The sequence below is a fragment of the Henriciella aquimarina genome, assembly GCF_002088975.1.
In the GTDB taxonomy this organism is placed as follows: domain Bacteria; phylum Pseudomonadota; class Alphaproteobacteria; order Caulobacterales; family Hyphomonadaceae; genus Henriciella; species Henriciella aquimarina.
Window position 1 is genome coordinate 50,647 of record NZ_NCST01000038.1, and the last position, 21,520, is coordinate 72,166.

Consider the following 21,520-nt stretch of genomic DNA (forward strand, 5'->3'; position numbering starts at 1 on the left):
GGCCCCCGCATGTCGAGACTGATGATCCTCTCTCTCCTCATCGCGATCGGGCTAGCGGCCTGCGGCGCCCCCTCAGCGCCGGAGAACAGAAACGGCAGCCGCCCGATGCGAGTCGTCAGTCTCGACTACTGCGCCGACCAGTACGTCCTGAAGCTCGCCGACCGCGAGCAGATCCTTGCCATATCGCCCGACGCGACACGGCACTTTTCCTATATGCGAGACGAAGCTGCCGGGGTGCCGACGGTGCGGCCCGTCGCCGAAGACGTCCTCATCCTGAAGCCCGATCTGGTCGTGCGCTCCTATGGCGGCGGCCCGAATGCCGAAGCCTTTTTTGAGCGGGCCGGCGTGCCCGTTCTCCAGGTCGGCTGGACATCCAATGTCGACAGTGAAGAAGTCGGCTCAATCCCGAGCCTTATCCAGCACATGGCCGACGGCCTCGGCCAGAGTGATCGCGGACGCGAGCTGGTGGTCGAGTTCCGCAGCCGCCTCGCTGCTCTCAATCGCAAGACCGATGGCGAGACCGCACTTTACCTGACACCCGCCGGCGTCACGAGCGGACCGGGCTCCATGGTGCATGAAATGCTCGAAGAAGCCGGTTTCGAGAACTTCCAGAAACAACCTGGCTGGCGCTCCATCCCGCTCGAACGCCTGGCCTATGAGCAGCCCGACATCGTTGCCGCCGCCTTCTTCGACCAGCTTACCAACCACCCCGATTCCTGGAGCCCGATGAAACACCCCGTGGCCGAACGCCAGCTGGAGCCGGACAAGGTCGTGCCCCTGAAGGGCGCCTGGACCGCCTGCGGGGGCTGGTTCATCATGGATGCCATCGAAGCGCTGGCCGAAGGAGGCGAGTCGTGACGAGCCGCCTGCTTCTCCCGGGCCTGATCGCCGCCAGCCTGCTGGCCATCTTCGCCGCCTGCCTGCTCGGTTCGACGCCCCTGCCTGCCGACCGCGTCCTGAGCGCTCTTTTCGGTGGCGCCGATGTCGGCGACAGGCTCGTCGTCTGGCAAATCCGTCTGCCGCGGGCGCTGGCGGCTTTCATAACCGGTGCCGCGCTCGGTATCAGCGGGGCGGCCCTGCAGGGGCTGTTGCGCAACCCGCTTGCCGAACCGGGCGTGCTCGGCGTGTCGGCCTCGGCGTCCCTCTTTGCAACCGTCTCGCTCTATTATGGCTTTGCCGCGCTCTCGCCCTGGGTCCTCCCCCTCGCCGCCATTGCCGGTGCACTGGCAGCGACCGCGCTCATCGCGCTGGCCGCCATCCGCACCCGCTCCGTCGTGACGCTCATCCTGATCGGGGTCGGCCTCTCCAGTTTTTCGGGTGCCGCAATGAGCCTGCTCATGAACCTCGCACCCAACCCCTTCTCGCTGTCCGACATGATCAACTGGATGCTGGGCTCGGTCGCCAATCGCAGCTTTGAGGAAGTTGGCCTTGCCGCGCCCTTCCTGATTGCCGGGGCCGCCATCCTGCTCGCTTCCCGGCGGGGCCTGTCGGCTCTGACCCTTGGCGAGGAAGCCGCGAGCGGGGTTGGCCTCAACCTGCGCAACCAGCGCATCCTGACGGTCCTCGGCGCCGGCCTCGCCACTGGCGGATCGGTGGCGCTCGCCGGGGCCATCGGCTTTGTCGGCATTGTCGCGCCGCACCTCATCCGCCCCTTCGTGAAGCATGACCCGGCCCGCTCCCTCATTCCGTCGGCGCTGCTCGCCGGGCTTATCCTGGTCGTGGCGGATATCGGCGTCCGGCTGCTGCCGACCTCGAACGAATTGAAGCTCGGCGTTGTCGCCGCCCTGATCGGCGCGCCCGCCTTCGTGTGGATCGCGATGAGGAGGCGCACGCTCAATGGCTGAACTCCTGACCCGCGACCTGACCGTGAAGGCCGGTCCAACCACCCTCGTCCAGGCGGCCAGTATTCGGGTGGTCCCCGGCGAACTCGTCGCCCTGCTCGGCCCGAATGGCGCCGGCAAGACGAGCCTACTGCGTTCGGCGCTCGGGCTTGAGAAGCGCGCTGCCGGGCTCGCCACGCTGGATGGCACCGACAGCGAAAAGCTCTCGCCCATGCAGCGCGCCCGCCGTGTCGCCTACCTGCCCCAGCTTCGCCCGCTCGCCTGGCCGAACACGGTGCGCGACGTCGTGGCGCTTGGTCGGTTTGCCTATGGCGCTGCACCGGGCCGGCTGAACCCGGCTGATGCCGCAGCCGTCGACGAAGCGATCAGGCGCTGCGACCTGGCCGGCCTCAGCGACCGGCAGACGGACACGCTCTCTGGCGGTGAACTTGCGCGGGTCCATTGCGCGCGCGCTTTTGCCGCCGATGCCCCGCTTCTGGTCGCTGACGAGCCTGTCGCCGCCCTCGACCCGCGCCACCAGTTCCGGATCATGGATATCGTGCGCCAGTATGTCGAGACGGGCGGCGGCGCGCTCGTGGTGCTGCACGACATCCCGCTGGCGGCGCGCTATGCCACGCGCATGATCTGGATGAAGAGCAGCCGCATCATCGCCGACGGCCCGCCGGAAGAAACGCTTACCGAGCAACGCCTGGCCGATATCTATGGTGTCCGCGCCCGGATCGAGGGGCGCGCTGTCGAGATCGAAGGCGCGATATGACAGCGCGGGCCCTGATGCTGCAGGGGACCGGATCGGATGTCGGAAAGTCCGTCCTGACAGCCGCCCTCTGTCGGATTGCGAAACGCCGCGGCTACAGCGTCGCGCCCTTCAAGCCCCAGAACATGTCCAACAATGCCGCCGCCTGTCCGTCTGGTGGGGAGATCGGCCGCGCGCAAGCACTGCAGGCCCTGGCATGCGGTCTTGATCCGTACACAGACTTCAACCCCATCCTGCTCAAGCCGGAAACCGACCGGCGGGCCCAGCTCGTCGTGCACGGCAAGGCGGTCACGGCGATGGATGCCGACCATTATATGGCGCATCGCGGCGACCTCATGGGCCATGTGATGGAAAGCTTCGACCGGCTCACCGCCGCGCATGATCTGGTCATCGTGGAAGGCGCCGGCAGCCCGTCGGAGATCAATCTGCGCGAGCGCGACATCGCGAATATGGGCTTTGCCCGGCGCGCCGGCGTGCCCGTCTGCCTCATTGGCGACATCAACAAGGGCGGCGTGATCGCAAGCCTCGTCGGCACAAAAAGTGTTCTGGATCCGGATGATGCGGCCATGATTGCAGGCTTTCTCATCAACAAGTTCCGCGGCGACCCTGCCCTTTTCCATGAAGGCATGAAGGCGATCGAGAGCCGGACCGGTTGGCCCTGTTTCGGCATCATTCCCTGGCTCGAAGCGACCGCTCATTTGCCCGCTGAAGATGCCATCACCCTGGAAACACCGGCAGCGCGTTCCGGCGGCCACTTGAAAATTGCCGCCCCGATGCTGTCGCGCATGGCGAATTTCGACGATGCCGACCCGCTGAAACAGGAGCCGGGTGTCGATTTCCACTGGGTGCCGCCCGGCCGGCCCATCCCGCGCGATAGCGACGTCATCATCCTGTTTGGCACCAAGTCCACGCTCGGTGACCTCGCCTTTCTGCGCGCGCAGGGCTGGGACCATGACATCATTGCACATGCCCGCGCCGGCGGACGCGCGCTTGGCATCTGCGGCGGATATCAGATGCTGGGACGGCGGATTATAGATCCCGACGGCATTGATGGCGCCCCCGGCGAAGCCGCCGGCCTCGGCTTGCTCAACATCGAAACCTGGATGACATCGGACAAACGTGTCTCCCCGGTCACGGGCCGGTGTACAACAAGCCAGGCGCCTGTCTCCGGCTATGAAATCCATACCGGGCAGACCGCCGGCCCCGACACGGCCCGGTGCGTCTTTACCCTTGAGGGCCAGCCGGATGGCGCCCGCAGCGCGGATGGCCATGTCGAAGGGACCTATCTGCACGGCGCCTTCACAGGCGATGCCTTCAGGCAAGCCTGGCTGGAGCGCTCAGGGGGCCATGCCGACCCGTCTCTCAGCTATGAGACCGCCGTCGACCAGGCCCTCGACCGGCTGGCGGATGGCGTGGAAGCGGCCACGAATATCGACGCCTTGCTGGACAGCGCCCAACCGCCGGGCTGGACGCCGGCCTGATGCCGGGGACGGTTTCGCTCATGCTGGCTGCCTGGGCAATCGAGGCGCTCCTTGGCTGGCCGGACTGGCTCTACCGGCTGATCCGGCACCCGGTTGTCTGGTTCGGCGCGCTGGTGGGACAGCTGGAAAAAGCCTTCAATCGGACAGGCTGGCCGCATGGCTGGCGTTATCTCGCCGGCGCTCTTGTCAGCCTTTTCGCCGTCATCCTTGCCACGGCGCTCGCTTGGGTCATCGTCCGTGTACTGCCGAATAGCTGGGCGAGCTTTCTCTTTCAGGCGCTCATCGCCTCCAGCCTGCTCGCCTCGCGCAGCCTCTACCAGCACGTCGCGGCGGTGGCGCACCCGTTGGCCTCCGGCGAGATCGACACTGCGCGGCAAGCCGTCTCCTTCATTGTCGGGCGCGACCCGGCTCTACTGGACGAGGCCGGTGTCGCGCGCGCCAGTATGGAAAGCCTTGCCGAAAACGCCTCCGACGGGGTGGTCGCGCCCCTCTTCTGGGGCGCCATTTTCGGGCTGCCGGGACTTGCCGCCTACAAGGCGATCAACACGCTCGATTCCATTATCGGTCACCGCAATGAACGCTATGGCGCCTTTGGCGGGTTTGCCGCCCGGCTCGACGACGCAGCAAACCTTGTCCCGGCGCGGCTCACAGGATGCCTCATCGGACTTGCCTCAATGCGGCCCTCGGCTTTCGGAACCATGCTGCGCGATGCCCGCAAGCACCGCTCGCCCAATGCCGGCTGGCCGGAAGCCGCCATGGCAGGCGCGCTCGACGTCCGCCTCTCGGGGCCGCGCAGCTATGGCACACATGAAAGCCCGGAGCCGTGGCTCAATCCGGACGCTCGCGACCCGGCAGCGGACGACCTCCAGAAAGCCTTGCGCCTTTACGTAAAGGCCATGGGGCTTGGCGCCTGCCTATTGGCCGTGATCTGTCTCTTGCAGGAGGCCGCATGAAACAGGATCTCGTCCATGGCGGCGCACTGGACCGGATGCGCGCCGCCTTTCCGGAGGCCTCGGAGCCCTGGATCGACCTGTCGACCGGCATCAATCCATGGGCCTATCCTCATACGGATGTTCCGGAAACGGCTCTCCGTCACTTACCGACCCATACCGCCTATGACGCTTGCCGCTCAGCCATGGCGGCCTCTACCGGTGCGCCAGAGGACAGCTTGCTGCTGGCACCTGGCAGCGAGCTTCTGATCCGGCTCCTGCCCACCATCATCGCGCCGGAACGCGTCGCCATCCTCAGCCCGACCTATGGAGACCATGCCCGTGTCTGGCGCGCGGCCGGCTGCGACCTCATCGAGACGCCGGACCCGCTGGCCGCCGCAGACCGCGCCGATGCAATCGTCCTGTGCCAGCCGAATAACCCAGACGGCCGGCGCTTCGATACAGCCCGGCTTCTCGAAACGGCCGCACAGCTGGCCGCCCGCGGTGGTTGGCTGATCGTCGATGAAGCCTATGCCGACCTCGATAGGGGCCTCAGCCTTGCCCGTTATGGCGGCACCGAGGGCCTGGTGATCTTGCGCTCCTTCGGCAAATTCTTCGGTCTCGCCGGGCTTCGCCTGGGCGCGCTCATGGGGCCGGAAAGCCTTCGGGAGGCCCTGCAAGCGCGCTTGGGCGTCTGGTCTGTGGCCGGCCCGGCCCTTCATATCGGAGCCCGCGCCTATGGCGACCTCGACTGGCAAGACGGGACACGTGCCCGGCTGGCCGAGGCTCGTCGCCGGCTTGACGAAACGCTGGCCAGGGCCGGTCTCTCCATTATCGGCGGGACAGATCTTTTCTGCCTCGTCGAGACAGAAGATGCGACCGCGCTCTGGCAAAGGCTCGCCCGTGCAGGGATCTATGTCCGCCGCTTCGACTGGTCGGAGAAGCTCATCCGCATCGGCCTGCCGGAGAGCGACGCCGCCGAAGCCCGCCTGGCAGACGCGCTCAGCCCTTGAGCCGCAGCGGCAGGCCGGCCGCCACAAACTCGACCACGTCCGAGACCTCGGCCACCGCCTGATTGAGCCGGCCCTGCGCATCGCGGAAAGCCCGCCCGAGCGGGGTCTCCGGCACAAGGCCAAGGCCGACCTCATTCGACACGAGAAAGACAGGCCGCTGCAGCGCCTTCAGGGCTGAACACAGCCGGACCGTTTCGGCCTCCACATCGCCCCCATGATGCATGAGGTTCGAGAGCCACAAGGTCAGGCAGTCGACGAGCACAGGCGTATCGCCTGGCGCGAGACCATTCAGCGCGCCCACGAGGTCGAGCGGGGCTTCGAGGGTTTGCCAGCCATCGCCCCTGTCGGCCTGATGGTGCGCGATCCGTTCAGCCATCTCTGCGTCATGCGCCTCGGCGGTCGCGACATAGAGGCGGGCCGGTGCCGACGCCTCGGCCAGAGATTGCGCCCGCCGGCTCTTGCCGGAACGTGCCCCGCCCAGAATCAGTGTGATCGCCATGACCCCTGCAAAGTCCTTTCCGCTTGCGCCATCAATGCCTGTCTCAAGGGCTTTTGCATAGGAACAGGTTTCCCTTTGTCTTTATCCTGAGTGCCCGCAGGCGCGGGCTTCGTCCGCCCGCCGCGCAAGGCAGTTCATGCCGCGCTCGGAATTATTGCGAAAATAAGTGATTTTGCGACTCATTTTCATTTGCAAAACGGAATCGGGCGCGTTATGCGGGCGACCTAGTTGCAATTGAGTTTCATTTTCGTAACCTATTGGAGGGGTCCATGGATTACAGACCTGGCCGCAAAACGGCGCTTCTCGGCGCCACAGCACTTGTTTCCGCACTCATGCTTCAGACGACAGCATCCGCCCAGGAAAGCACCGAGACAGAGGAAGGGGAGTTTCTCGGGACGCTGACCCTTGGCGAGAGTAAGCGTGAGGTCCAGACCGATACGGCCAAGCCCGTCACGGTGATCGATCAGGAAGAGATCGAGGACCGTCAGGCCGGCACGATTGCCGAACTGATCGACTCCGTGCCGGGCGTGTCTCTGGTGAACGGCTCGACTCCGATTGGCTCGGGCATCAATATTCGCGGCTTCGGCGCAAACGGCACATACGGTACCGACCAGAAGGTCGCCATCCAGGTCGACGGCGCCAGCGTCGGCTCCGAAGAACTCTACCGGATCGGCACGCAGCTCTACACCGATCCTTATCTCTACAAGAGCGTCGAGGTCATCCGCGGTACGGTCGGCAGCTTCGAATACGGCTCGGGCATCATCGGCGGGGTCGTGCGCCTCGAGACGATCGACGCTTCCGACATGACCGGCGGCGAGACAGGGCTGTCGGTTCGCCAGACGCTCGGCGGGTCCACCAATATGGACGGGTTCAACTCCTCGACGACGGTTGCCCTGCAGGCCACCGAAAACCTCGAATTCCTCGCGAACTATTCCTGGCGCGAACAGCATGACCAGGAGGACGGCGACGACAATGTCATCTCGAACAGCGCGTTCGAACTGCCCTCCTACCTCCTGAAGGCAAAATACTCGCTCGGCGCGCACAGCCTGTCGGCGAGCTACACCAACACCGAAACCAGCGAACGCGACAAGCCCTACGACTCCTTCGGCCTTGGCGGCGGTTTCTTCGGCAATGTCGACCGGGACACGACGTCGGAAACGATCTCGGTGGCCTATAACTACAATCCGGTCTCGAACGACCTGATCGATATCGACGCCATCTACTCCTATGCCAATCAGGAGATTGACCAGGACTGTTCCGCCGCGGGGCCCTGCATGGGCCTGCTCGCCGCAGACCACCAGTATGAGACGACCAAGTTCACGGTGAAGAACACTGCCTTCATCCAGACCGGCGCGCTCACGCACGACCTGCGCACCGGGGTGGAATACATCCAGAAGGAACGCGAGGACGCCAGCTCCGCGCCCGGCGGCGAGGATGACCGGATCGCCGTGTTCGTCGTCGACGAGATCGAGTTCCTGCAAGGCTGGACCTTTGCGCCCGCCCTTCGCTACGAAACCTCCGACGTCGAAGGCACGATCGATGATGGCAGCGATGTCAGCTATGACAATGATGCCCTGATGGGCGGCGCCTCGCTGCGCTACGAATTCGACAATGGCTTCGCGCTCTTCGGCAGCTATGCCTACACCGAAAGCCTGCCGATCATCGATGACCTCGAAAACGAGGTCTATATGGAGCAGCCGGAAGTGGCCGAAACCGTCGAGTTCGGTGGTTCCTATGACCGGATCGGCGTCTTTGGCGAAGACGACTCTCTGGCCCTGAAGGCCAATTATTATCACACCGATCATGAGGACAACACGTCCTATTCCGGTGTCGAGTCGGTCGAACTGGACGGCCTCGAACTGGAAGGCTCCTATGCCCGTCCTGGCGGCGCCTATGTCGATGTGAACGCCAATATCGTGGACGGCGAAGAGACGAGCACGACCGGCATGGTGACCGACTGGTCCAACCTGCCGGCAGACAGCCTCCGCCTCACGGTCGGCAAACGCTTCGGACGCTTGGCCGACCTTTCTGGTGAAGTCGTTGCTGTCGACGAGATCACCATCAACGACTCCAAGGCCCCCGGCTATGTCCTCCTGAACCTGCGGACGACCGTCTCGCCGCAGGAGGGTGTTCTCAAGGGAACCGCCTTCCGGTTCGGCATCGAGAACGTGTTCGATCAGCGCTACACGCCGAACCTGGCAACCCGCCCGGCGCCTGGCCGCAACATCAAGTTCACGGTGTCAAAAGCCTTCTGATCCCTGCTTGCCGGGATAGGAGCCCGGAGTGAATGCCATGTCCTCACCCAATCTCTGCATGGCATTCACTCCGGCTCCAACCCGGCAAGGATCAAAGCCCACGAACTGAAGCTGACTGGACAGACACATGGTCTCAACATTCCGGAATTTGTACGAGGTTGGCGGTCCGATCCTCATCATCCTGCTGCTGACCTCCGTCTTTACCCTCGCCCTGGTCATCTACAAATACTGGCAATTCCGCGCCGCCATGATCGGCCGTGTCGGCGCGATGAGAGCCGGCATTCGCGCGCTTGATGACGGGCACGAAGCCGACGCAAGGGCCCAGCTTGAAAAGGTCCCGCACTGGCTTTCCGGCATTATCGTCTCGGGCCTCGCCCTTCGCGGGCGCGAGGGTCTGACCGACCGGCTGGAAGCCGAGTCCGAACAGGCCCTGCAGCCCTATGAGAGCGGCTTCAGGATCCTCGATACGATTGCCCAGCTGGCGCCGCTGCTCGGCCTGCTTGGCACGGTGATCGGCATGATCGAGGCCTTCCAGTCCCTGCAGTCGGCGGGCTCGCAGGTCGATCCGGCCGCGCTTGCCGGCGGCATCTGGGTCGCCCTGCTGACCACGGCAACCGGCCTTGCCGTCGCCATGCCGACCTCCATCGCCCTGTCATGGTTCGAAGCCCAGATCGACCGGGAGCGCGCCTTTGCCGAATACGCCTTCTCGATCCTCGTCACCCCGGAAGCAGAAACGAAAGCCGGGGCTACGCTGAGCGCTGTCCAGCATGGCGCTTAGACGCATCCGCCGCCGGCGCCGGGCCTCGATCACATCGCTCATCGATGTGATCTTTCTGCTGCTGCTCTTCTTCATGCTGGCATCGACCTTCTCTCACTTTTCAGAGGTCGAGCTTGCCTCCGTCCAGTCGGGACCAGGCGAGACGAGCGACGCGACCGGCCACACCCTGCTTATCGGCACGCACAGCCTGATGCTGGACCATGACCGCATCAGCCGGGAAGCCCTCGCCGCCCGGCTCGAAGCCCTGAAGCGCCCGGAGGAGTCACCCTCCATTGCCGTCGATGTGACCGGCGAGGTGTCCACGCAGGAGCTGATCGATGTGCTCGGTATCATGGCCCGGGTTCCGGGCCTCCAGGTCCAGGTGAGGGAGCCGGCATGAAACGCGTAAAACGCAAGGCCCAGCGCGATCCGGTCATCTCCCTGATCAATATCGTCTTCCTGATCCTGATCTTCTTCATGGTGGCTGGCAGCCTCGCCGCCCCGCCGGACCCGTCGATCCGCTTCGTGCAGACCGAGAACCTCGATTGCTGCGTGCCGCCTGACGCCATTGCGATCGACCGCACGGGCCGGTTCATCGCGGACGGTGTCCCGGTCGCCAACGTGTTGGACCTTCTGCCAGCAGACGCCAGTGAAACCGCCCCGGTCCGCCTCCTGCCCGACCGCGAGCTGCCAGCGGCCACATTGCTCGAACGGGTCGGCGAGCTGCGGGCGAAAGGCGCCGCGCGCATCATCATCCTGACCGAGGATAAGACGTCATGACGAACGCCAATGTCCTGAAATTCTCCGTCGCGCTGTCTGCCGCGACCGCCGTGCATCTGGGCGTTCTGGCCTATACCGGCTCGGGCACCTCCACAGCTCTCGTGGAAGGTAAGGGCTTCAGCGTGGCCTTTGGCGGCGTGAGCCAGAGCCAGGCTTCCTCAAACGCTTCCAGCGAAGATGGCAGAGAAGCGCCGGAAGGACAGACATCAGACGCCCCCGAGGCGAAGGCGGCAGAGACAGAGCCCCCGGCAGAAGAAGCCCCGGCTGAACCGAAAGCGCCGGAGCCGGCGCCTGTACAGGAAGCGGCCCCCGTCAAACCTCCCCCCGAGCCGGAACCGGTGCAAAAGCCGGATCCGAAACCTGAGCCCGAACCTGATCCAGAGCCTGAGAAGGTGGTCGACAAGCTCCCGCCCGATCACCCGCCGATCGACCAGTACGAACCGCACCCGAAACCCGATCCCGCCTCGGACGCGGCCTCAGCCGAAACCGCCTCAGCCACGGCGTCACCGCACCCGACAGGTGCGCATGGCAACAGGTCGCAAGCCCATGGCCAGGAAAAAGCCAGCGAGGGCCACTCTCAGACCGATTCAAGCGCTCAAGCGGAGGCAGATGGCAGCCCCTCGAGTCGTGACGCCGGTCAGGATGCGGGCGGGCCCCAGGCCGGCGGCAATTCCGATCACTCGAACTATTCCGGCCTGGTGATGAAACACCTGTCGCGCCAGCGCCGGCCGCGCGCTTCCGGGCCGGGCTCGACCTATGTCAGCTTCGTGATCGCCCCGTCAGGCGCCATCAAGCATATCGAGATTTCCGAGAGTTCCGGCTCTGGCCGGTTCGACCGGGATGCCATCCAGCTGGTGCGCAAGGCGGCCCCCTTCCCGGCTCCGCCTCATGGGCAGAGCCAGACCTTCACCATCGAGATCGAGGGGCGCTAAGGCCCCCTCAGACCGTGAAGAAGAGATAGAGCACGGTGAACGCCACCACAGTGCCGCCGATGATCTTCATGCTCGTCGCCAGACGGAAGCGCAACGAGAAGAACAGGATCAGCCCGACGAGCGACATCGCCATGATCAGCAGGGCCGTCACGTCGATGAAGGCCTTCCAGACCGCGCCCGCATCCTTGCCGCGGTGCAGGTCGTGAATGATGCTCGTCAGATTCGCCCGGCTGACCTCGATCTCGGCAAGCCCGGTCTCCGTATTGACGATGACATCGGTCGTACCCTTCACGCCGGTAAAGCGCAGGAACGCCTCCTCATCCATGAAGTCGCCGTCCCGATAGGCCCCTTTCACGCTCGCATTGGCCTTTACCAGGCCGGCAAGCGCCTCAGCCGGATCGTCGGCCTGCGCGGCTTCTGCCACCTCGCCCTGGGCCAGCTGGATCTCCACCGGCGCAGCATCCTTGCGGTCGGCCCCGAACCAGCCGGGATGGTTGAGCAGCAGGCCCGACAGGGCAAAGAACATCAGCGCGATGAAGGCCCCTGCCGAGAGATAGGCGTGCAGCATCCGGCAGGTCCGGTAGAAAGCGCCCTTGTTGAACTTCTTGCGGGGCTTGCTTGCCGGTTTCGAACTGGAAGAAGCGGCAGGTTTTTCGGGTCTCGGCGTCATTGGGCTGCTCCAAACCGGAGGGCCACTTCGCCGAGCTCCTCGCCGGGGGCGGTCTCATCACTGAACGCCTCGTCGGACAGGGTGAAGTCGATGCTCTCATGCTGGTGACCGCCATGCTCGCGCGCCGCCTCGATGTGCAGGATATAGTCTCCCGGCGGCACCGGCTCGCCATCATCGGTCAGTCCGTCCCAGCTCAGCTCATACTCACCCGGACGGCGCGTCGGCCCGGCGACGGCATCGACAAGGCTGCCCGCCTTACGGCCAAAGCGGCGATACCAGTAATAATTCTCTTCCATCCAGCGGCTCTCATCACCGGCCAGCATCAGGATACGGATGAGATTGCGCGAATCGTCGGCGATCCAGACGGCCACATAAGGCCGCTCATAATCCGACACATCCTTTTCCGGGATCTCGAAATCGACCGAAAAGGCAAATCCCTCCGGCCAATTAGCCGTTTCCTGCTCTGCTTCGCCCGTCTCCGCCTGAAGGGCAGACCAGCCGGACGTGGCATGATGCCGCCCGTCGGCCGTCACGATCTCAGCTTCAATGCCGGCCCTGTCCTCAATGAAGGACAGACCCCGCTTCAGCCCCATGACAAGCAGTGTCGTGGCAAGCGCATCGGCATCGGTTGCCTCGGGTGCGTGCACACTGGCCGAAAGCACTTCCGACACCGGCCAGCCATCGGTTGGCGAGATGACATGCCCATAGGCCTCACCGTCAATCTCGAGGTCGCGTGGGCCGAGCCCGCTCGTGGCGACTGCACCCTCATCGATCTTCAGCGTGCCAGCCGGCGAACTGGCGCCGTCACCAAGCTCGGACGCCGAGGTCACCGCAACCGACCACTGGCCGTCATGCGGGCCCGCGCCCCAGGCCAGGACATCGCCGCCAATGTTCAGCAACAGTCCGGAGGCGTCGGGCGCGGCTTCACGGCCCGCCGCCAGGGCCGCGTCCAGGATATGGCCCTTGGCAATCGCATCGGTGTTGAACTTGAGCGCTTCGGGCTTTGTGACGGTCAGGGCGTCAGCGTCCAGCGCGACATCGGCGCGCCGGAGTTCCCCGGCGGCCACGCGCATGGTCGGTCGCTTTGGCAAGGCGTTGCTGTCTTCCGCCGCCGACCACGTCTCGACGAGGCTGCCGATTCGGCAGCTGAAGGCGTTGCCGGTCTCTTTGCGATAGGCTTCGCACTGCTGGAGCACGCCCATGAGATCTTCAGAGACCTGCATGCTGTCGGTCTGGTTGAGGCGGGAAATCTCGCTGGTCGCATCATAGCCGCTGAAGATGGCATTGAGGCGTTCAATCTCCTCAAGCATCGCGGCCTCCGCCTGATCGGCGGCAGCCTCGCCCGGCGCGTTGACGACAAGGTCGAACGACGTGCCGAGAACGCGGTCCTTGTGGCGCTTATAGGTGTCTGCATGACTGCTTGCGGGCAAGCTGGCCGCCATAATCAGAATGGATGCCAGCCCAAGCCCTGCCTGTTTCAACATGATCCCTCCGGAGTCCGTGTCCATCGCCCCGCCCGCCATTCAGCGGCTGCGACCGCGCAAGCAGGGCTTCCTCAAAATCTGTACTTGCAACTAAATCTCATTCGCATAATGTGCAAGTGATTATTATTTGCAGACCAGAAAACCGAGGGGTTGATTAATGACTGTTCTCAAAACCGGCGCGACAGCGCTTGCAGCGGCACTTGGCCTTTGTGCATCCGCCAGTGCTCACACGTCCTACCTGCTGCCCAATGTCTTCATCACGTCAGAGGGCGAATACGTGACGCTGGAAGCCTCCTTCACAGAGGACCCGTTCGTGCCCGAAATCGCCGTACGCTCGGATGATTATCATGTCGTCCTGCCGGATGGCACGCGAGACGATTTCGAGGCGGTCACGCCGTTCCGCCAGGTGGTCATCCTGGAAGATTCGCTTGAGGCCGAAGGCACCTACCGCTTCACAACCGGCGTTCGGCTTGGCCGGACGAGCAAGAAGGCTCTCGTGGACGGCGAGTGGGAAGCGGTGTTCGGCCCCGATGCCGAAGTGCCCGAGAATGCCACCGAGGTCATCACCAGCCAGACCGAAACCGTCGCGGATGTCTATGTCACCAAGGGCGCCTCGACATGGGAGTCGGTGAACAAGCCGCTCGGCCGGCTCGTCTTCAAGCCGATCACCCATCCCAGCGAAATCTATCTCGGCGACGGATTCGAATTCCAGGTCCTGTTTGATGGTGAGCCACTGGCCGGCCAGTCCATCGAGGTGAAGCGCGCGGGCGGGGCCTATGAATCACCGAAATATGAGCGCCATGTCGAAACCGGCGCGGATGGCAAGCTCGCCCTCTCCTTCGACGCGCCGGGCAAGTATCTCATCATGACCCGCCATGCCGCCGACGCGCCCGAAGGCGCCGACACCGACGAGCGCAGCTACACCACTTCCCTCACCTTCGAAGTCGCCCGCTAAGCCGGCGGCCTTCTCCTTATCGACCACACGCATCTTGAAACGGAAAGCAAAGATGAAATTCCTGAACCTGTTCCTGATCACGGCGGCATCCGCTGCCACCGTCGCCTGCGCGACCGCGACCGGAGAGACGACCACCGCAGCCTCCGCCGACGCCTCTCAGACCGCCTCTGCGGACACAGCGTCTTCGGACACGGCGGATGCCCAGCCCCGGCGTTCCGCCCGCGGCCACAGCAAGGCGGCGTTCTTCGAAAAGTACGACACCAATGGCGACGGCAAGATCAGCGAAGCCGAATTCATGGCCGAGCGTAAAACCGGCTATGACCGGCGCGATGCCGACAGCGACGGCAATGTCCATTCGGAGGAATATGTCTCCGAATACGAAGTCCGCCTGATCAAGCAGCTGGAAGACCAGCACAAGCGCCAGATCGACCAGGCCGAGTTCCGCTTCACCGTCCTCGACACCAATGAAGACGGCGTTCTCTCGCTGGAGGAATTCAACGCCTCCGGCAAGCGCATGTTCTCGACGCTCGACACCAATGGTGACGGCATCATCGACGAGCAGAACAACAAGGAAGCCTACTGACTGTCCGTATCTTGACGACTATCCCGGGGCCGGATCCGAACGCTCCCAGCGTGTGTTCACCGGCCCCGGGTCTTCCCTTTACCCGTATTTGCCCGGCTTTGCCCGTCGGACTCAGTTGATAAAACCGCCCCCGCCGAACAGCCTGCCCGCATAGATATTTACGGGAGTGAGATATGCTGGACGGGTTGCGGTTTGACCGCCTCTTCATCAATGGCGAATGGGTCGAGCCGCTCGATGGCGGCGTGCGAGGCAGCATCGATCCGGCGACCGGCGAAAGCTGGGGCGATGTGGCCTATGGCGGCACCGCCGACATCGACCGCGCCGTCGAGGCCGCACGCGCCGCCTTTGAAGGCCCATGGCGCACAATGCCCGGGCATGAACGCGCCGCCCTCCTTCGCAAGTTTGCCGACCTCTACGCCTCCCAGGTCGAACCGCTCGCCCAAATCGAGACGCGCGACAATGGCCGCGCCATCCGTGAGTCGCGCGGCGATATCGGCCTGCACACCCAGTATTATCACTGGTTCGCCTCGCTGTCCGACAAGCTCTCCGGGCGCACCATCCCCATCGATGACAGCGTGCACGCCTTCACCACGCGCGAGCCGGCCGGCGTCGTCGGCACGATCACGCCATGGAATGTGCCGCTCATGGCAGCCGCCTGGAAACTCGGCCCCGCGCTTGCGGCCGGTTGTACGGTCGTCCTGAAGCCCGCCGAACAAACCCCCGCGTCTTCTCTGGCGCTGGCACGGATCTTCGAGGAAGCCGGCTTCCCGCCCGGCGTCGTCAATGTCGTGCCTGGCGACGGGCCGAGTGCCGGCGCGCACCTTGTGGCCCATCCGGGCGTCGACAAGATCGCCTTCACCGGCGAAGGCGCGACCGCGAAGACCATCCTCAAGACAGGCGCCGACACGCTGAAGCGGTTCAGCTTCGAACTGGGCGGCAAGGCCCCGCACATCATCTTCGCCGATGCCGATGTCGACCAGGCCGTCAATGCCGCGACCAATTCCGCCTGGACGCTTTGCGGGCAGAGCTGTGCGCTCGGCTCCCGCGTGCTGGTCGAGCGGCCAATCTATGATCGCGTCGTCGAGGCCTTCCGCGAGCGCGCCGCCAAGGTCCGCGTCGGCATGCCGCTCGAGGCGGAAACCCATATGGGCCCGCAAGCACACAAGGAACAGCTGGAAAAGACGCTCTCCTATATCGCACTCGGGCGCGAGGAAGGCGCTGACCTCATCACGGGGGGCGCCCGGATCGAGACCGCCGGCCTGGCGTCGGGCTACTTCGTACAGCCGACCGTCTTCGCCCAGGTCACGCCAGAAATGCGCATCGCGCAGGACGAGATCTTCGGGCCGGTCGCCGGCCTCATCCCCTTCGATGGAGAGGACGAAGCCGTCGCGATCGCCAATGGCACCCCCTATGGCCTGACCGCCGGGCTCTGGACCCGCGACGCCGGACGCGCCCACCGCGTCTCGCGCCGCATCGAGGCCGGCATGGTCTGGGTCAACACCTACCGCTTTATCCGCTGGTCGACGCCCTATGGCGGCATGAAGGCCAGCGGCTGGGGACGCGAGAACGGGATCGAAGCGCTCGATTCCTATCTCGAAACCAAGACCACCGTGATCTCCACGACCGGCCAGTTCCCCGACGCTTACGCAAAATAAAACAAGGAGAGAGACATGCGCCTGGAAGGTAAACTGGCGATCGTGACCGCTGCGGCGTCCGGCATGGGCCGGGCCGGTGTGGAGCGCTTTGTAAGGGAGGGCGCCCATGTGGCCGCCATCGACATCAGCGGCGATGCGCTGAAGACGCTCGTCAACGAGTTCGGGGCCGACAAGGTCCATCCGGTCGTCGCAGACCTCTCGACGCCGGACGGCGCGCGCGACAGCATCGACGAGGCGGTTGCCGCGCTTGGCGGGGCCGACATTCTCTGGGCGCATGCCGGCATGCCCGGGCCGGCCTCGGTCGAGGATCTCGACATGGCGGCCTATCAGAAAGCGATGGACCTCAATGTTACCTCCGCCGCCCTCGGCGCCGGCCAGGTGGCTCAGCATATGCGCGCCCGCGGCGGCGGAGCGATTGTCTTCACCTCGTCCATTTCGGGCCTCGTCGGCTCGATGATGAGCCCGATCTATTCCACCGCGAAATGGGCCGTGGTCGGCCTTACCAAGTCGCTCGCGCTCGCCATGGCCGGCGACAATATCCGTGTGAACGTCGTCTGCCCCGGCCTGGCCGACACGCCGATGAAGTCCGGCTTTACCGGCCGCAGCGGCGATCCGGCGGAAGCCGCCGCCAATGAGGCGAAGATCGTCTCGGCCGTGCCGCTTGGGCGGCTGGTGAAAGCCGGAGAGGTGGCCGATGCCGTCCTCTGGCTTGTCTCCGGCGAAGCGAGCTTCGTCACCGGCGTCGCCCTGCCCGTGGATGGCGGCTTCACCGCCAAATAGACGTCAGCCGGCAGAGGAGGCCGATATGAGCCAGGACCCGAGACGGACGCTCGATGCCGCGCCGATGCACTGGCGCCAGATCGCGGTCGTCGCCCTCTGCATCGCACTCAATGCGCTGGACGGCTTCGACGTGCTCGCCATCAGCTTTGCCGCTCCGGGGATCGCCCGGGACTGGGGCATCGACAGGGCCACGCTCGGCATTGTCCTCTCCATGGAGCTGATCGGCATGGCGGCCGGCTCGGTCCTGATCGGCAATCTCGCCGACCGGATCGGCCGGCGCCCGACCATTCTGACCGGCCTCGTCATCATGGCCACCGGCATGCTGCTCTCAGCGGTGGCGGGCAATGTCGTCTTCCTCTCCATCATGCGCCTTGCAACCGGGCTCGGCATCGGCGGCATGCTGTCGGCGACGAGTGCCATGGTTGCGGAGTTCTCGAACGAGAAGCGGCGCAGCCTCAATGTCGTGCTCAACATTGCCGGCTATTCCAGTGGCGCCATTCTGGGCGGGCTGGTCGCCTCGCGGTTGCTTGAGGGCAGCGGCGACTGGCACAGCGTCTTCCTGTTTGGCGGCGTCCTCACCCTGGCCGCCCTGCCGCTCGCCTGGTTCCTCCTGCCGGAATCCATCGACTCGCTGATGGCCCGGCGCCCGGATGGCGCGCTGGAGCGGATCAACCGGACGCTTGCCTCGCTTGGCCATGCGTCCTTGCGGGCCCTGCCTCCGCCGCCAGCCGAACAGGTGCGCAGTTCGATCACCTCGCTCTTCTCACGCGGCTTTGCCGGGGCAACCCTGCTTCTGACGGGCGCCTATTTCGCGCAGATCATGCTCTTCTACTATGTCCAGAAATGGGTCCCGAAGATCGTTGTCGACATGGGCTATGCCGACGCCGAAGCGGGCCGGGTTCTGGTCGCGGCGAATATCGGTAATCTGGCAAGCGCCGTCCTGATCGGGCTGGCATCGCAGAAGTTCACACTGCGGCCCATGGTGATCGCGGCGATGCTGGCCGGCTTTGCCGCCATTGGCGTCTTCGGGTCAGGCCTTGCGAGCCTGTCTGTGCTCTCGGTCTCTGTTGCCGTGGCCGCCTTCTTCATCAATGCCGGCGTGGTCGGCATGTACCCGATCATGACCAACACCTTCCCGCCGCACCTGCGCGCCAGCGGGATCGGCTTCATCATCGGGATCGGCCGTGGTGGCTCGGCGGTAGGGCCGATCATCGCCGGCGCCCTGTTCGCCAGTGGCAGCGGCCTGCTGACCGTCTCGCTTGTCATGGGGACCGGCGGCCTTATCGCCGCGGCCATGCTGGTTCTGCTGCCACGAACGGAGGCCGGCAAGCGGCTGAAACGGATCGAGCAGACCGGCTGAAGCCGCGCCAGTCGCGCCTAGTGCGGCGTCGGTGCCCCAAACGAGAAATCGTTTTCCAGATCCGGGATCAGCCCGCGCTCGGCCGAGACCCGCACTGCATCGCGGCGCTTGCTGACACCAATCTTCCGGAACACCGACTTCAGCCGGTATTTCACCGTGTCCGGCGACATGCCGATCAGCCGGGCAATCTCCTTGTTGGAGTGGCCCTGGCTCAAATAATAGAGCACTTCGGCTTCGGCCTCGTTGAACGGCCCCGACACGGCGACATGGTTGCGGCTGGCCGACACCGATTTCGCGACCGCCTTCAGGAACTGGCCCCGAAACCGGTCGACCTGTGTATCAGCCCGCATCGCATCATCGAGACAGGGCTGGATGAACCGGCCGGCCTCCACGAAGGGCCGGATGATGTTCTGGAACATGGCGATGCCGACCGCTTCGTCGAAACAGGCGCGCGACTCCTCGAGTGCGCCGCTCCGGCGATGGGCAAAGGCGGCCAGCATGTTGATGTCGATCAGGAGACGTCCGGCGCCGCGCTGATCGGCCCATGCCCGAAGCTGGGCAAGCCCCTCCAGGGCGGCAGCATCCTCCCCGCCCAGAAGCTGCAGCCTGACCCGGCAGAGTGAAGCCGCCACGGAGACCGGGCGGTATTGCGGGGCTTCCTCGCTCATCATGTCGGCCAGGGCATCGAGGCCAAGCTTGCCGGCCAGCGCACTGGCAGCCTCCTGCTCGCCGCCATGGGCGATGTGAAGCTCGATCTCGCAGATATCGGCGAGCAGCTGCAGCTGACGCAGCCGCCGCCACTGGGCAGTCCGCCGTGCCCGCGCAATCACGGCTCGCGCCTCGTCCAGCGCCCCAGCCCCGGCGAGCGCCCGAGCCTCGGTGAAATAGGCGGCGGCGTAGACATCGACCCAGCCATCCGACTGTTCCATGTGCGGCAGCGCCCAGGCCAGCAGCGCACGGGCCTCCTCCACCTTGTCCTGCTCATAGAGCAGCTCGGCCTGGAAGGCGTTGCAATTGGCTGCGAGGTCCGAACAGTCGCCGAAATTGCCGACAATGGTCTCGCAGGCGGTGTCCAGGATGGTCTCGGAATCCTTGAACCGGCCCTGTGCCCGCTTGATCCGGGCCTCGAGGAATCGCGTGAAGAGGTCGCTGTAGAGGGCATTGCACGCCTGATAGTGCTCGCGCGCCACGAGCGTCGGCTGAAGCGCGCGCTCCAGCCAGCCCCCCTCGAAATACTTCGCCGCCAGCGTCTCGCTGACATTGGCGAAGACGAGATGGTCATTGGCCGGCAGCTTGCGCAGCAGCGCCTCGCGCGCCAGCAGGTCATCGAAGGTTACGGGCTGGTTTTCATAGTCCGACAGCGTATCCCCGACGACCCGGACCTCGGTGCGCAGATCGGCGGAAAATTCGCTGGAATCGACCTCCTCGCAGAACCGGTCGAACGCCACGCGCGCGGTCCCCAGTTCGCCCAACTTGAGCTGGAGATAGACATAGGCCAGCGCGAGTCGCGGCCGGGTCTGCAGCAGCCCCTCCGGGAGGTTGGCAAGCGCCTGCTCGACCACGCTCTGCAGCCCCTGCGGGATCAGCCGCCAGCCGCCGGCGTCTTCGAGGATGGTGGCCAGCGTCTCATCGTCATCGCCAAGGATGGCGTGATTGACCGCCTCGGCGACCATGCCCCGGCGGGCGAACCATGTCGCGGCCCGGCGCTGCAGCTCCGCAAACTCGTCGCGCCTCGACTTGCGGAACCGGTCGCGGAGATATTCGGCAAAGAGCTGGTGATAACGGTATTGCCGCCGCTCCGGCGTAACGGGGACAAGGAAGACGCCCTGATGCTCAAGCCGCTCAAGCACCAGCCAGCCATCCTGACGGTCGCAGAGCAGATTGACGAGATCGCCGGTGAGCGTGTCGAGCAGTGCGGTCCGGTTGACGATGTCGCGGGTTTCCTCGGGCAGGGTCATCAGAACCTGCTCCGACAAATAGCGCGCCAGATCGCTGCCGGAGCGGGCCGTCTGCGCCATCAGGCGCTCCTGCCCGATCCCCTGTTTCAGGGAAAGCGATGTCAGCTGGACGGCAATCGGCCAGCCCTCGGTCCGGTCCAGGATCTGGCCGACATCCTCCTCGACAAGACTCGCATCGACCCGTGTGAGCAGCGAGCCTGCCTCATGCGCCGAAAAGCGCAGATCCCGCGCGGTAATTTCCAGGAGCTGTTCCTCGGCGGCGAGCACCGACTGGCCAAGCCAGGGATAATCGCGCGAGGCAAAGACGAAATGGCAATTGGCCGGCGCGAGCTTGATGAGGGATTTGAGGAAATGAATGACGGTGTCGCTGCCGGCATGATGCAGGTCGTCGAGGATGAGCACGAAGGGCTCGCTGCGGCTGGCCAGCAGGTTGACGATGGCCGACAGCGCCGCACGCGGCGGCAGGTCGGTCGAGAGCGGCTGGGGCTCGGTATCCGGTGCGTCGCCCAGAATGGCCAGCACCAGATGTTTCAGCAGGCGCTTGAAGTCCCGGTCGTCGCGGTCGAGCGTCAGCCAGGCGAGTTTGACCGGGCGGTCCTCCAGCGCGATGCGCCATTGCGCGAGCAGGCTGGTCTTGCCGTAACCGGCCGGCGCATGAACCAGGGTGAGACGATGGGATAGCGCAAGATCGAGCCGTTCCAGCAGCGTGTCACGTCTCAGCTGGTCCCCCATCCATACGGGCGGGTCGAACTTTGCAGCAATCACTTCATCCATGCACCCTTCCCCTTTGCCGGATGGCGCGTTCAGAAATCCGTCACAAAAAGGCTATGCACA

General features: G+C 64.9%; 20 protein-coding genes. 16 read left to right on the top strand and 4 right to left on the bottom strand.

All coding sequences use genetic code 11. The annotated features are described in order from the left end of the window. Positions 1 to 9: 9 nt before the first annotated feature. Genes B8784_RS05625 through cobD form a run of 6 tightly spaced genes read left to right on the top strand, consistent with a single transcriptional unit; the run spans position 10 to position 6,018 of the window. Positions 10 to 858 (top strand): ABC transporter substrate-binding protein, encoded by an 849-nt coding sequence (locus B8784_RS05625; protein WP_084396619.1) that lies wholly within the window; start codon positions 10 to 12, stop codon positions 856 to 858. Then, positions 855 to 1,844 (top strand): FecCD family ABC transporter permease, encoded by a 990-nt coding sequence (locus B8784_RS05630; RefSeq protein WP_084396620.1) that lies wholly within the window; start codon positions 855 to 857, stop codon positions 1,842 to 1,844. Before B8784_RS05625 ends, B8784_RS05630 begins: the two co-directional genes overlap by 4 nt. Beyond that, a complete protein-coding gene (locus B8784_RS05635) occupies positions 1,837 to 2,598 on the top strand; it encodes an ABC transporter ATP-binding protein (RefSeq protein WP_084396621.1) in 762 nt (253 codons plus the stop codon). The genes B8784_RS05630 and B8784_RS05635 overlap by 8 nt, the downstream gene beginning before the upstream one ends. After that, positions 2,595 to 4,076, top strand: coding sequence for a cobyric acid synthase (locus tag B8784_RS05640; RefSeq protein WP_084396622.1), 1,482 nt, complete (start codon positions 2,595 to 2,597; stop codon positions 4,074 to 4,076). The genes B8784_RS05635 and B8784_RS05640 overlap by 4 nt, the downstream gene beginning before the upstream one ends. Beyond that, entirely contained in the window at positions 4,076 to 5,029 is a 954-nt protein-coding gene (cbiB, locus tag B8784_RS05645; RefSeq protein ID WP_233355987.1) for an adenosylcobinamide-phosphate synthase CbiB, read from the top strand. The genes B8784_RS05640 and cbiB overlap by 1 nt, the downstream gene beginning before the upstream one ends. After that, positions 5,026 to 6,018, top strand: coding sequence for a threonine-phosphate decarboxylase CobD (gene cobD, locus B8784_RS05650; RefSeq protein ID WP_084396623.1), 993 nt, complete (start codon positions 5,026 to 5,028; stop codon positions 6,016 to 6,018). The genes cbiB and cobD overlap by 4 nt, the downstream gene beginning before the upstream one ends. Here the strand turns inward: cobD and cobU are convergent. Then, the gene (cobU, locus tag B8784_RS05655; protein ID WP_084396624.1) at positions 6,008 to 6,517 is read right to left on the bottom strand and encodes a bifunctional adenosylcobinamide kinase/adenosylcobinamide-phosphate guanylyltransferase; all 510 of its coding nucleotides are present in this window, start codon (positions 6,515 to 6,517) and stop codon (positions 6,008 to 6,010) included. The two genes, cobD and cobU, sit on opposite strands and share 11 nt — an antisense overlap. A gap of 269 nt (positions 6,518 to 6,786) precedes the next feature. Here cobU and B8784_RS05660 point away from each other — a divergent pair, with 269 nt between their 5' ends. The 5 genes from B8784_RS05660 to B8784_RS05680 all read left to right on the top strand — a co-directional run bounded on the left by B8784_RS05660 (position 6,787) and on the right by B8784_RS05680 (position 11,241). Continuing rightward, complete coding sequence (locus tag B8784_RS05660) at positions 6,787 to 8,772, top strand: TonB-dependent receptor domain-containing protein (protein ID WP_084396625.1); 1,986 nt, start codon at positions 6,787 to 6,789, stop codon at positions 8,770 to 8,772. Positions 8,773 to 8,899: 127 nt separating this feature from the next. Next, positions 8,900 to 9,550 (top strand): MotA/TolQ/ExbB proton channel family protein, encoded by a 651-nt coding sequence (locus tag B8784_RS05665; protein ID WP_084396626.1) that lies wholly within the window; start codon positions 8,900 to 8,902, stop codon positions 9,548 to 9,550. Next, on the top strand, positions 9,540 to 9,929 hold the full coding sequence (locus B8784_RS05670; protein WP_084396627.1) for a biopolymer transporter ExbD: 390 nt from the start codon (positions 9,540 to 9,542) through the stop codon (positions 9,927 to 9,929). The genes B8784_RS05665 and B8784_RS05670 overlap by 11 nt, the downstream gene beginning before the upstream one ends. Continuing rightward, entirely contained in the window at positions 9,926 to 10,309 is a 384-nt protein-coding gene (locus tag B8784_RS05675; protein WP_084396628.1) for an ExbD/TolR family protein, read from the top strand. The genes B8784_RS05670 and B8784_RS05675 overlap by 4 nt, the downstream gene beginning before the upstream one ends. Further along, positions 10,306 to 11,241 carry an energy transducer TonB family protein gene (locus B8784_RS05680; RefSeq protein WP_084396629.1) on the top strand — a complete coding sequence of 312 codons (936 nt, stop codon included), beginning with the start codon at positions 10,306 to 10,308 and terminating at the stop codon, positions 11,239 to 11,241. Before B8784_RS05675 ends, B8784_RS05680 begins: the two co-directional genes overlap by 4 nt. Positions 11,242 to 11,248: 7 nt before the next feature. On the opposite strand, the gene B8784_RS05685 is transcribed toward B8784_RS05680, so the two are convergent. Together B8784_RS05685 and B8784_RS05690 are read right to left on the bottom strand one after the other, a co-directional pair. After that, positions 11,249 to 11,911, bottom strand: coding sequence for a PepSY-associated TM helix domain-containing protein (locus B8784_RS05685; RefSeq protein WP_084396630.1), 663 nt, complete (start codon positions 11,909 to 11,911; stop codon positions 11,249 to 11,251). Beyond that, positions 11,908 to 13,395 carry a DUF2271 domain-containing protein gene (locus B8784_RS05690; RefSeq protein WP_158085596.1) on the bottom strand — a complete coding sequence of 496 codons (1,488 nt, stop codon included), beginning with the start codon at positions 13,393 to 13,395 and terminating at the stop codon, positions 11,908 to 11,910. Before B8784_RS05690 ends, B8784_RS05685 begins: the two co-directional genes overlap by 4 nt. A gap of 157 nt (positions 13,396 to 13,552) precedes the next feature. Here B8784_RS05690 and B8784_RS05695 point away from each other — a divergent pair, with 157 nt between their 5' ends. The 5 genes from B8784_RS05695 (at position 13,553) to B8784_RS05715 (ending at position 18,728) form a co-directional block, all read left to right on the top strand. Beyond that, positions 13,553 to 14,350, top strand: coding sequence for a DUF4198 domain-containing protein (locus B8784_RS05695; RefSeq protein ID WP_084396632.1), 798 nt, complete (start codon positions 13,553 to 13,555; stop codon positions 14,348 to 14,350). A 52-nt stretch (positions 14,351 to 14,402) separates the two neighbouring features. Further along, positions 14,403 to 14,933 (top strand): EF-hand domain-containing protein, encoded by a 531-nt coding sequence (locus B8784_RS05700; protein ID WP_158085597.1) that lies wholly within the window; start codon positions 14,403 to 14,405, stop codon positions 14,931 to 14,933. A gap of 173 nt (positions 14,934 to 15,106) precedes the next feature. Then, positions 15,107 to 16,588 (top strand): aldehyde dehydrogenase, encoded by a 1,482-nt coding sequence (locus B8784_RS05705; protein ID WP_084396634.1) that lies wholly within the window; start codon positions 15,107 to 15,109, stop codon positions 16,586 to 16,588. 15 nt (positions 16,589 to 16,603) lie between these two features. Further along, a complete protein-coding gene (locus B8784_RS05710) occupies positions 16,604 to 17,368 on the top strand; it encodes an SDR family NAD(P)-dependent oxidoreductase (RefSeq protein WP_084396635.1) in 765 nt (254 codons plus the stop codon). A 25-nt stretch (positions 17,369 to 17,393) separates the two neighbouring features. Then, positions 17,394 to 18,728: an MFS transporter gene (locus B8784_RS05715; protein WP_084396636.1), complete on the top strand. Its 1,335-nt coding sequence runs from the start codon at positions 17,394 to 17,396 to the stop codon at positions 18,726 to 18,728. Between the two features lie 17 nt (positions 18,729 to 18,745). Here B8784_RS05715 and B8784_RS05720 read toward each other — a convergent pair whose 3' ends face one another. Next, a complete protein-coding gene (locus B8784_RS05720) occupies positions 18,746 to 21,460 on the bottom strand; it encodes a helix-turn-helix transcriptional regulator (protein WP_084396637.1) in 2,715 nt (904 codons plus the stop codon). Positions 21,461 to 21,520: the final 60 nt, after the last annotated feature.

What these genes read in the sequence shown, in the direction of transcription:
- cbiB (WP_233355987.1), top strand. Translation starts at nt 4,076, where the DNA reads ATGCCGGGGACGGTTTCGCTCATGCTGGCTGCCTGGGCAATCGAGGCG.
- B8784_RS05635 (WP_084396621.1), top strand. Translation starts at nt 1,837, where the DNA reads ATGGCTGAACTCCTGACCCGCGACCTGACCGTGAAGGCCGGTCCAACC.
- B8784_RS05710 (WP_084396635.1), top strand. Translation starts at nt 16,604, where the DNA reads ATGCGCCTGGAAGGTAAACTGGCGATCGTGACCGCTGCGGCGTCCGGC.
- B8784_RS05675 (WP_084396628.1), top strand. Translation starts at nt 9,926, where the DNA reads ATGAAACGCGTAAAACGCAAGGCCCAGCGCGATCCGGTCATCTCCCTG.
- B8784_RS05705 (WP_084396634.1), top strand. Translation starts at nt 15,107, where the DNA reads ATGCTGGACGGGTTGCGGTTTGACCGCCTCTTCATCAATGGCGAATGG.
- B8784_RS05700 (WP_158085597.1), top strand. Translation starts at nt 14,403, where the DNA reads ATGAAATTCCTGAACCTGTTCCTGATCACGGCGGCATCCGCTGCCACC.
- B8784_RS05685 (WP_084396630.1), bottom strand. Translation starts at nt 11,911, where the DNA reads ATGACGCCGAGACCCGAAAAACCTGCCGCTTCTTCCAGTTCGAAACCG.
- B8784_RS05625 (WP_084396619.1), top strand. Translation starts at nt 10, where the DNA reads ATGTCGAGACTGATGATCCTCTCTCTCCTCATCGCGATCGGGCTAGCG.
- B8784_RS05715 (WP_084396636.1), top strand. Translation starts at nt 17,394, where the DNA reads ATGAGCCAGGACCCGAGACGGACGCTCGATGCCGCGCCGATGCACTGG.
- cobD (WP_084396623.1), top strand. Translation starts at nt 5,026, where the DNA reads ATGAAACAGGATCTCGTCCATGGCGGCGCACTGGACCGGATGCGCGCC.
- cobU (WP_084396624.1), bottom strand. Translation starts at nt 6,517, where the DNA reads ATGGCGATCACACTGATTCTGGGCGGGGCACGTTCCGGCAAGAGCCGG.
- B8784_RS05640 (WP_084396622.1), top strand. Translation starts at nt 2,595, where the DNA reads ATGACAGCGCGGGCCCTGATGCTGCAGGGGACCGGATCGGATGTCGGA.
- B8784_RS05680 (WP_084396629.1), top strand. Translation starts at nt 10,306, where the DNA reads ATGACGAACGCCAATGTCCTGAAATTCTCCGTCGCGCTGTCTGCCGCG.
- B8784_RS05665 (WP_084396626.1), top strand. Translation starts at nt 8,900, where the DNA reads ATGGTCTCAACATTCCGGAATTTGTACGAGGTTGGCGGTCCGATCCTC.
- B8784_RS05690 (WP_158085596.1), bottom strand. Translation starts at nt 13,395, where the DNA reads ATGTTGAAACAGGCAGGGCTTGGGCTGGCATCCATTCTGATTATGGCG.
- B8784_RS05695 (WP_084396632.1), top strand. Translation starts at nt 13,553, where the DNA reads ATGACTGTTCTCAAAACCGGCGCGACAGCGCTTGCAGCGGCACTTGGC.
- B8784_RS05660 (WP_084396625.1), top strand. Translation starts at nt 6,787, where the DNA reads ATGGATTACAGACCTGGCCGCAAAACGGCGCTTCTCGGCGCCACAGCA.
- B8784_RS05670 (WP_084396627.1), top strand. Translation starts at nt 9,540, where the DNA reads ATGGCGCTTAGACGCATCCGCCGCCGGCGCCGGGCCTCGATCACATCG.
- B8784_RS05720 (WP_084396637.1), bottom strand. Translation starts at nt 21,460, where the DNA reads ATGGATGAAGTGATTGCTGCAAAGTTCGACCCGCCCGTATGGATGGGG.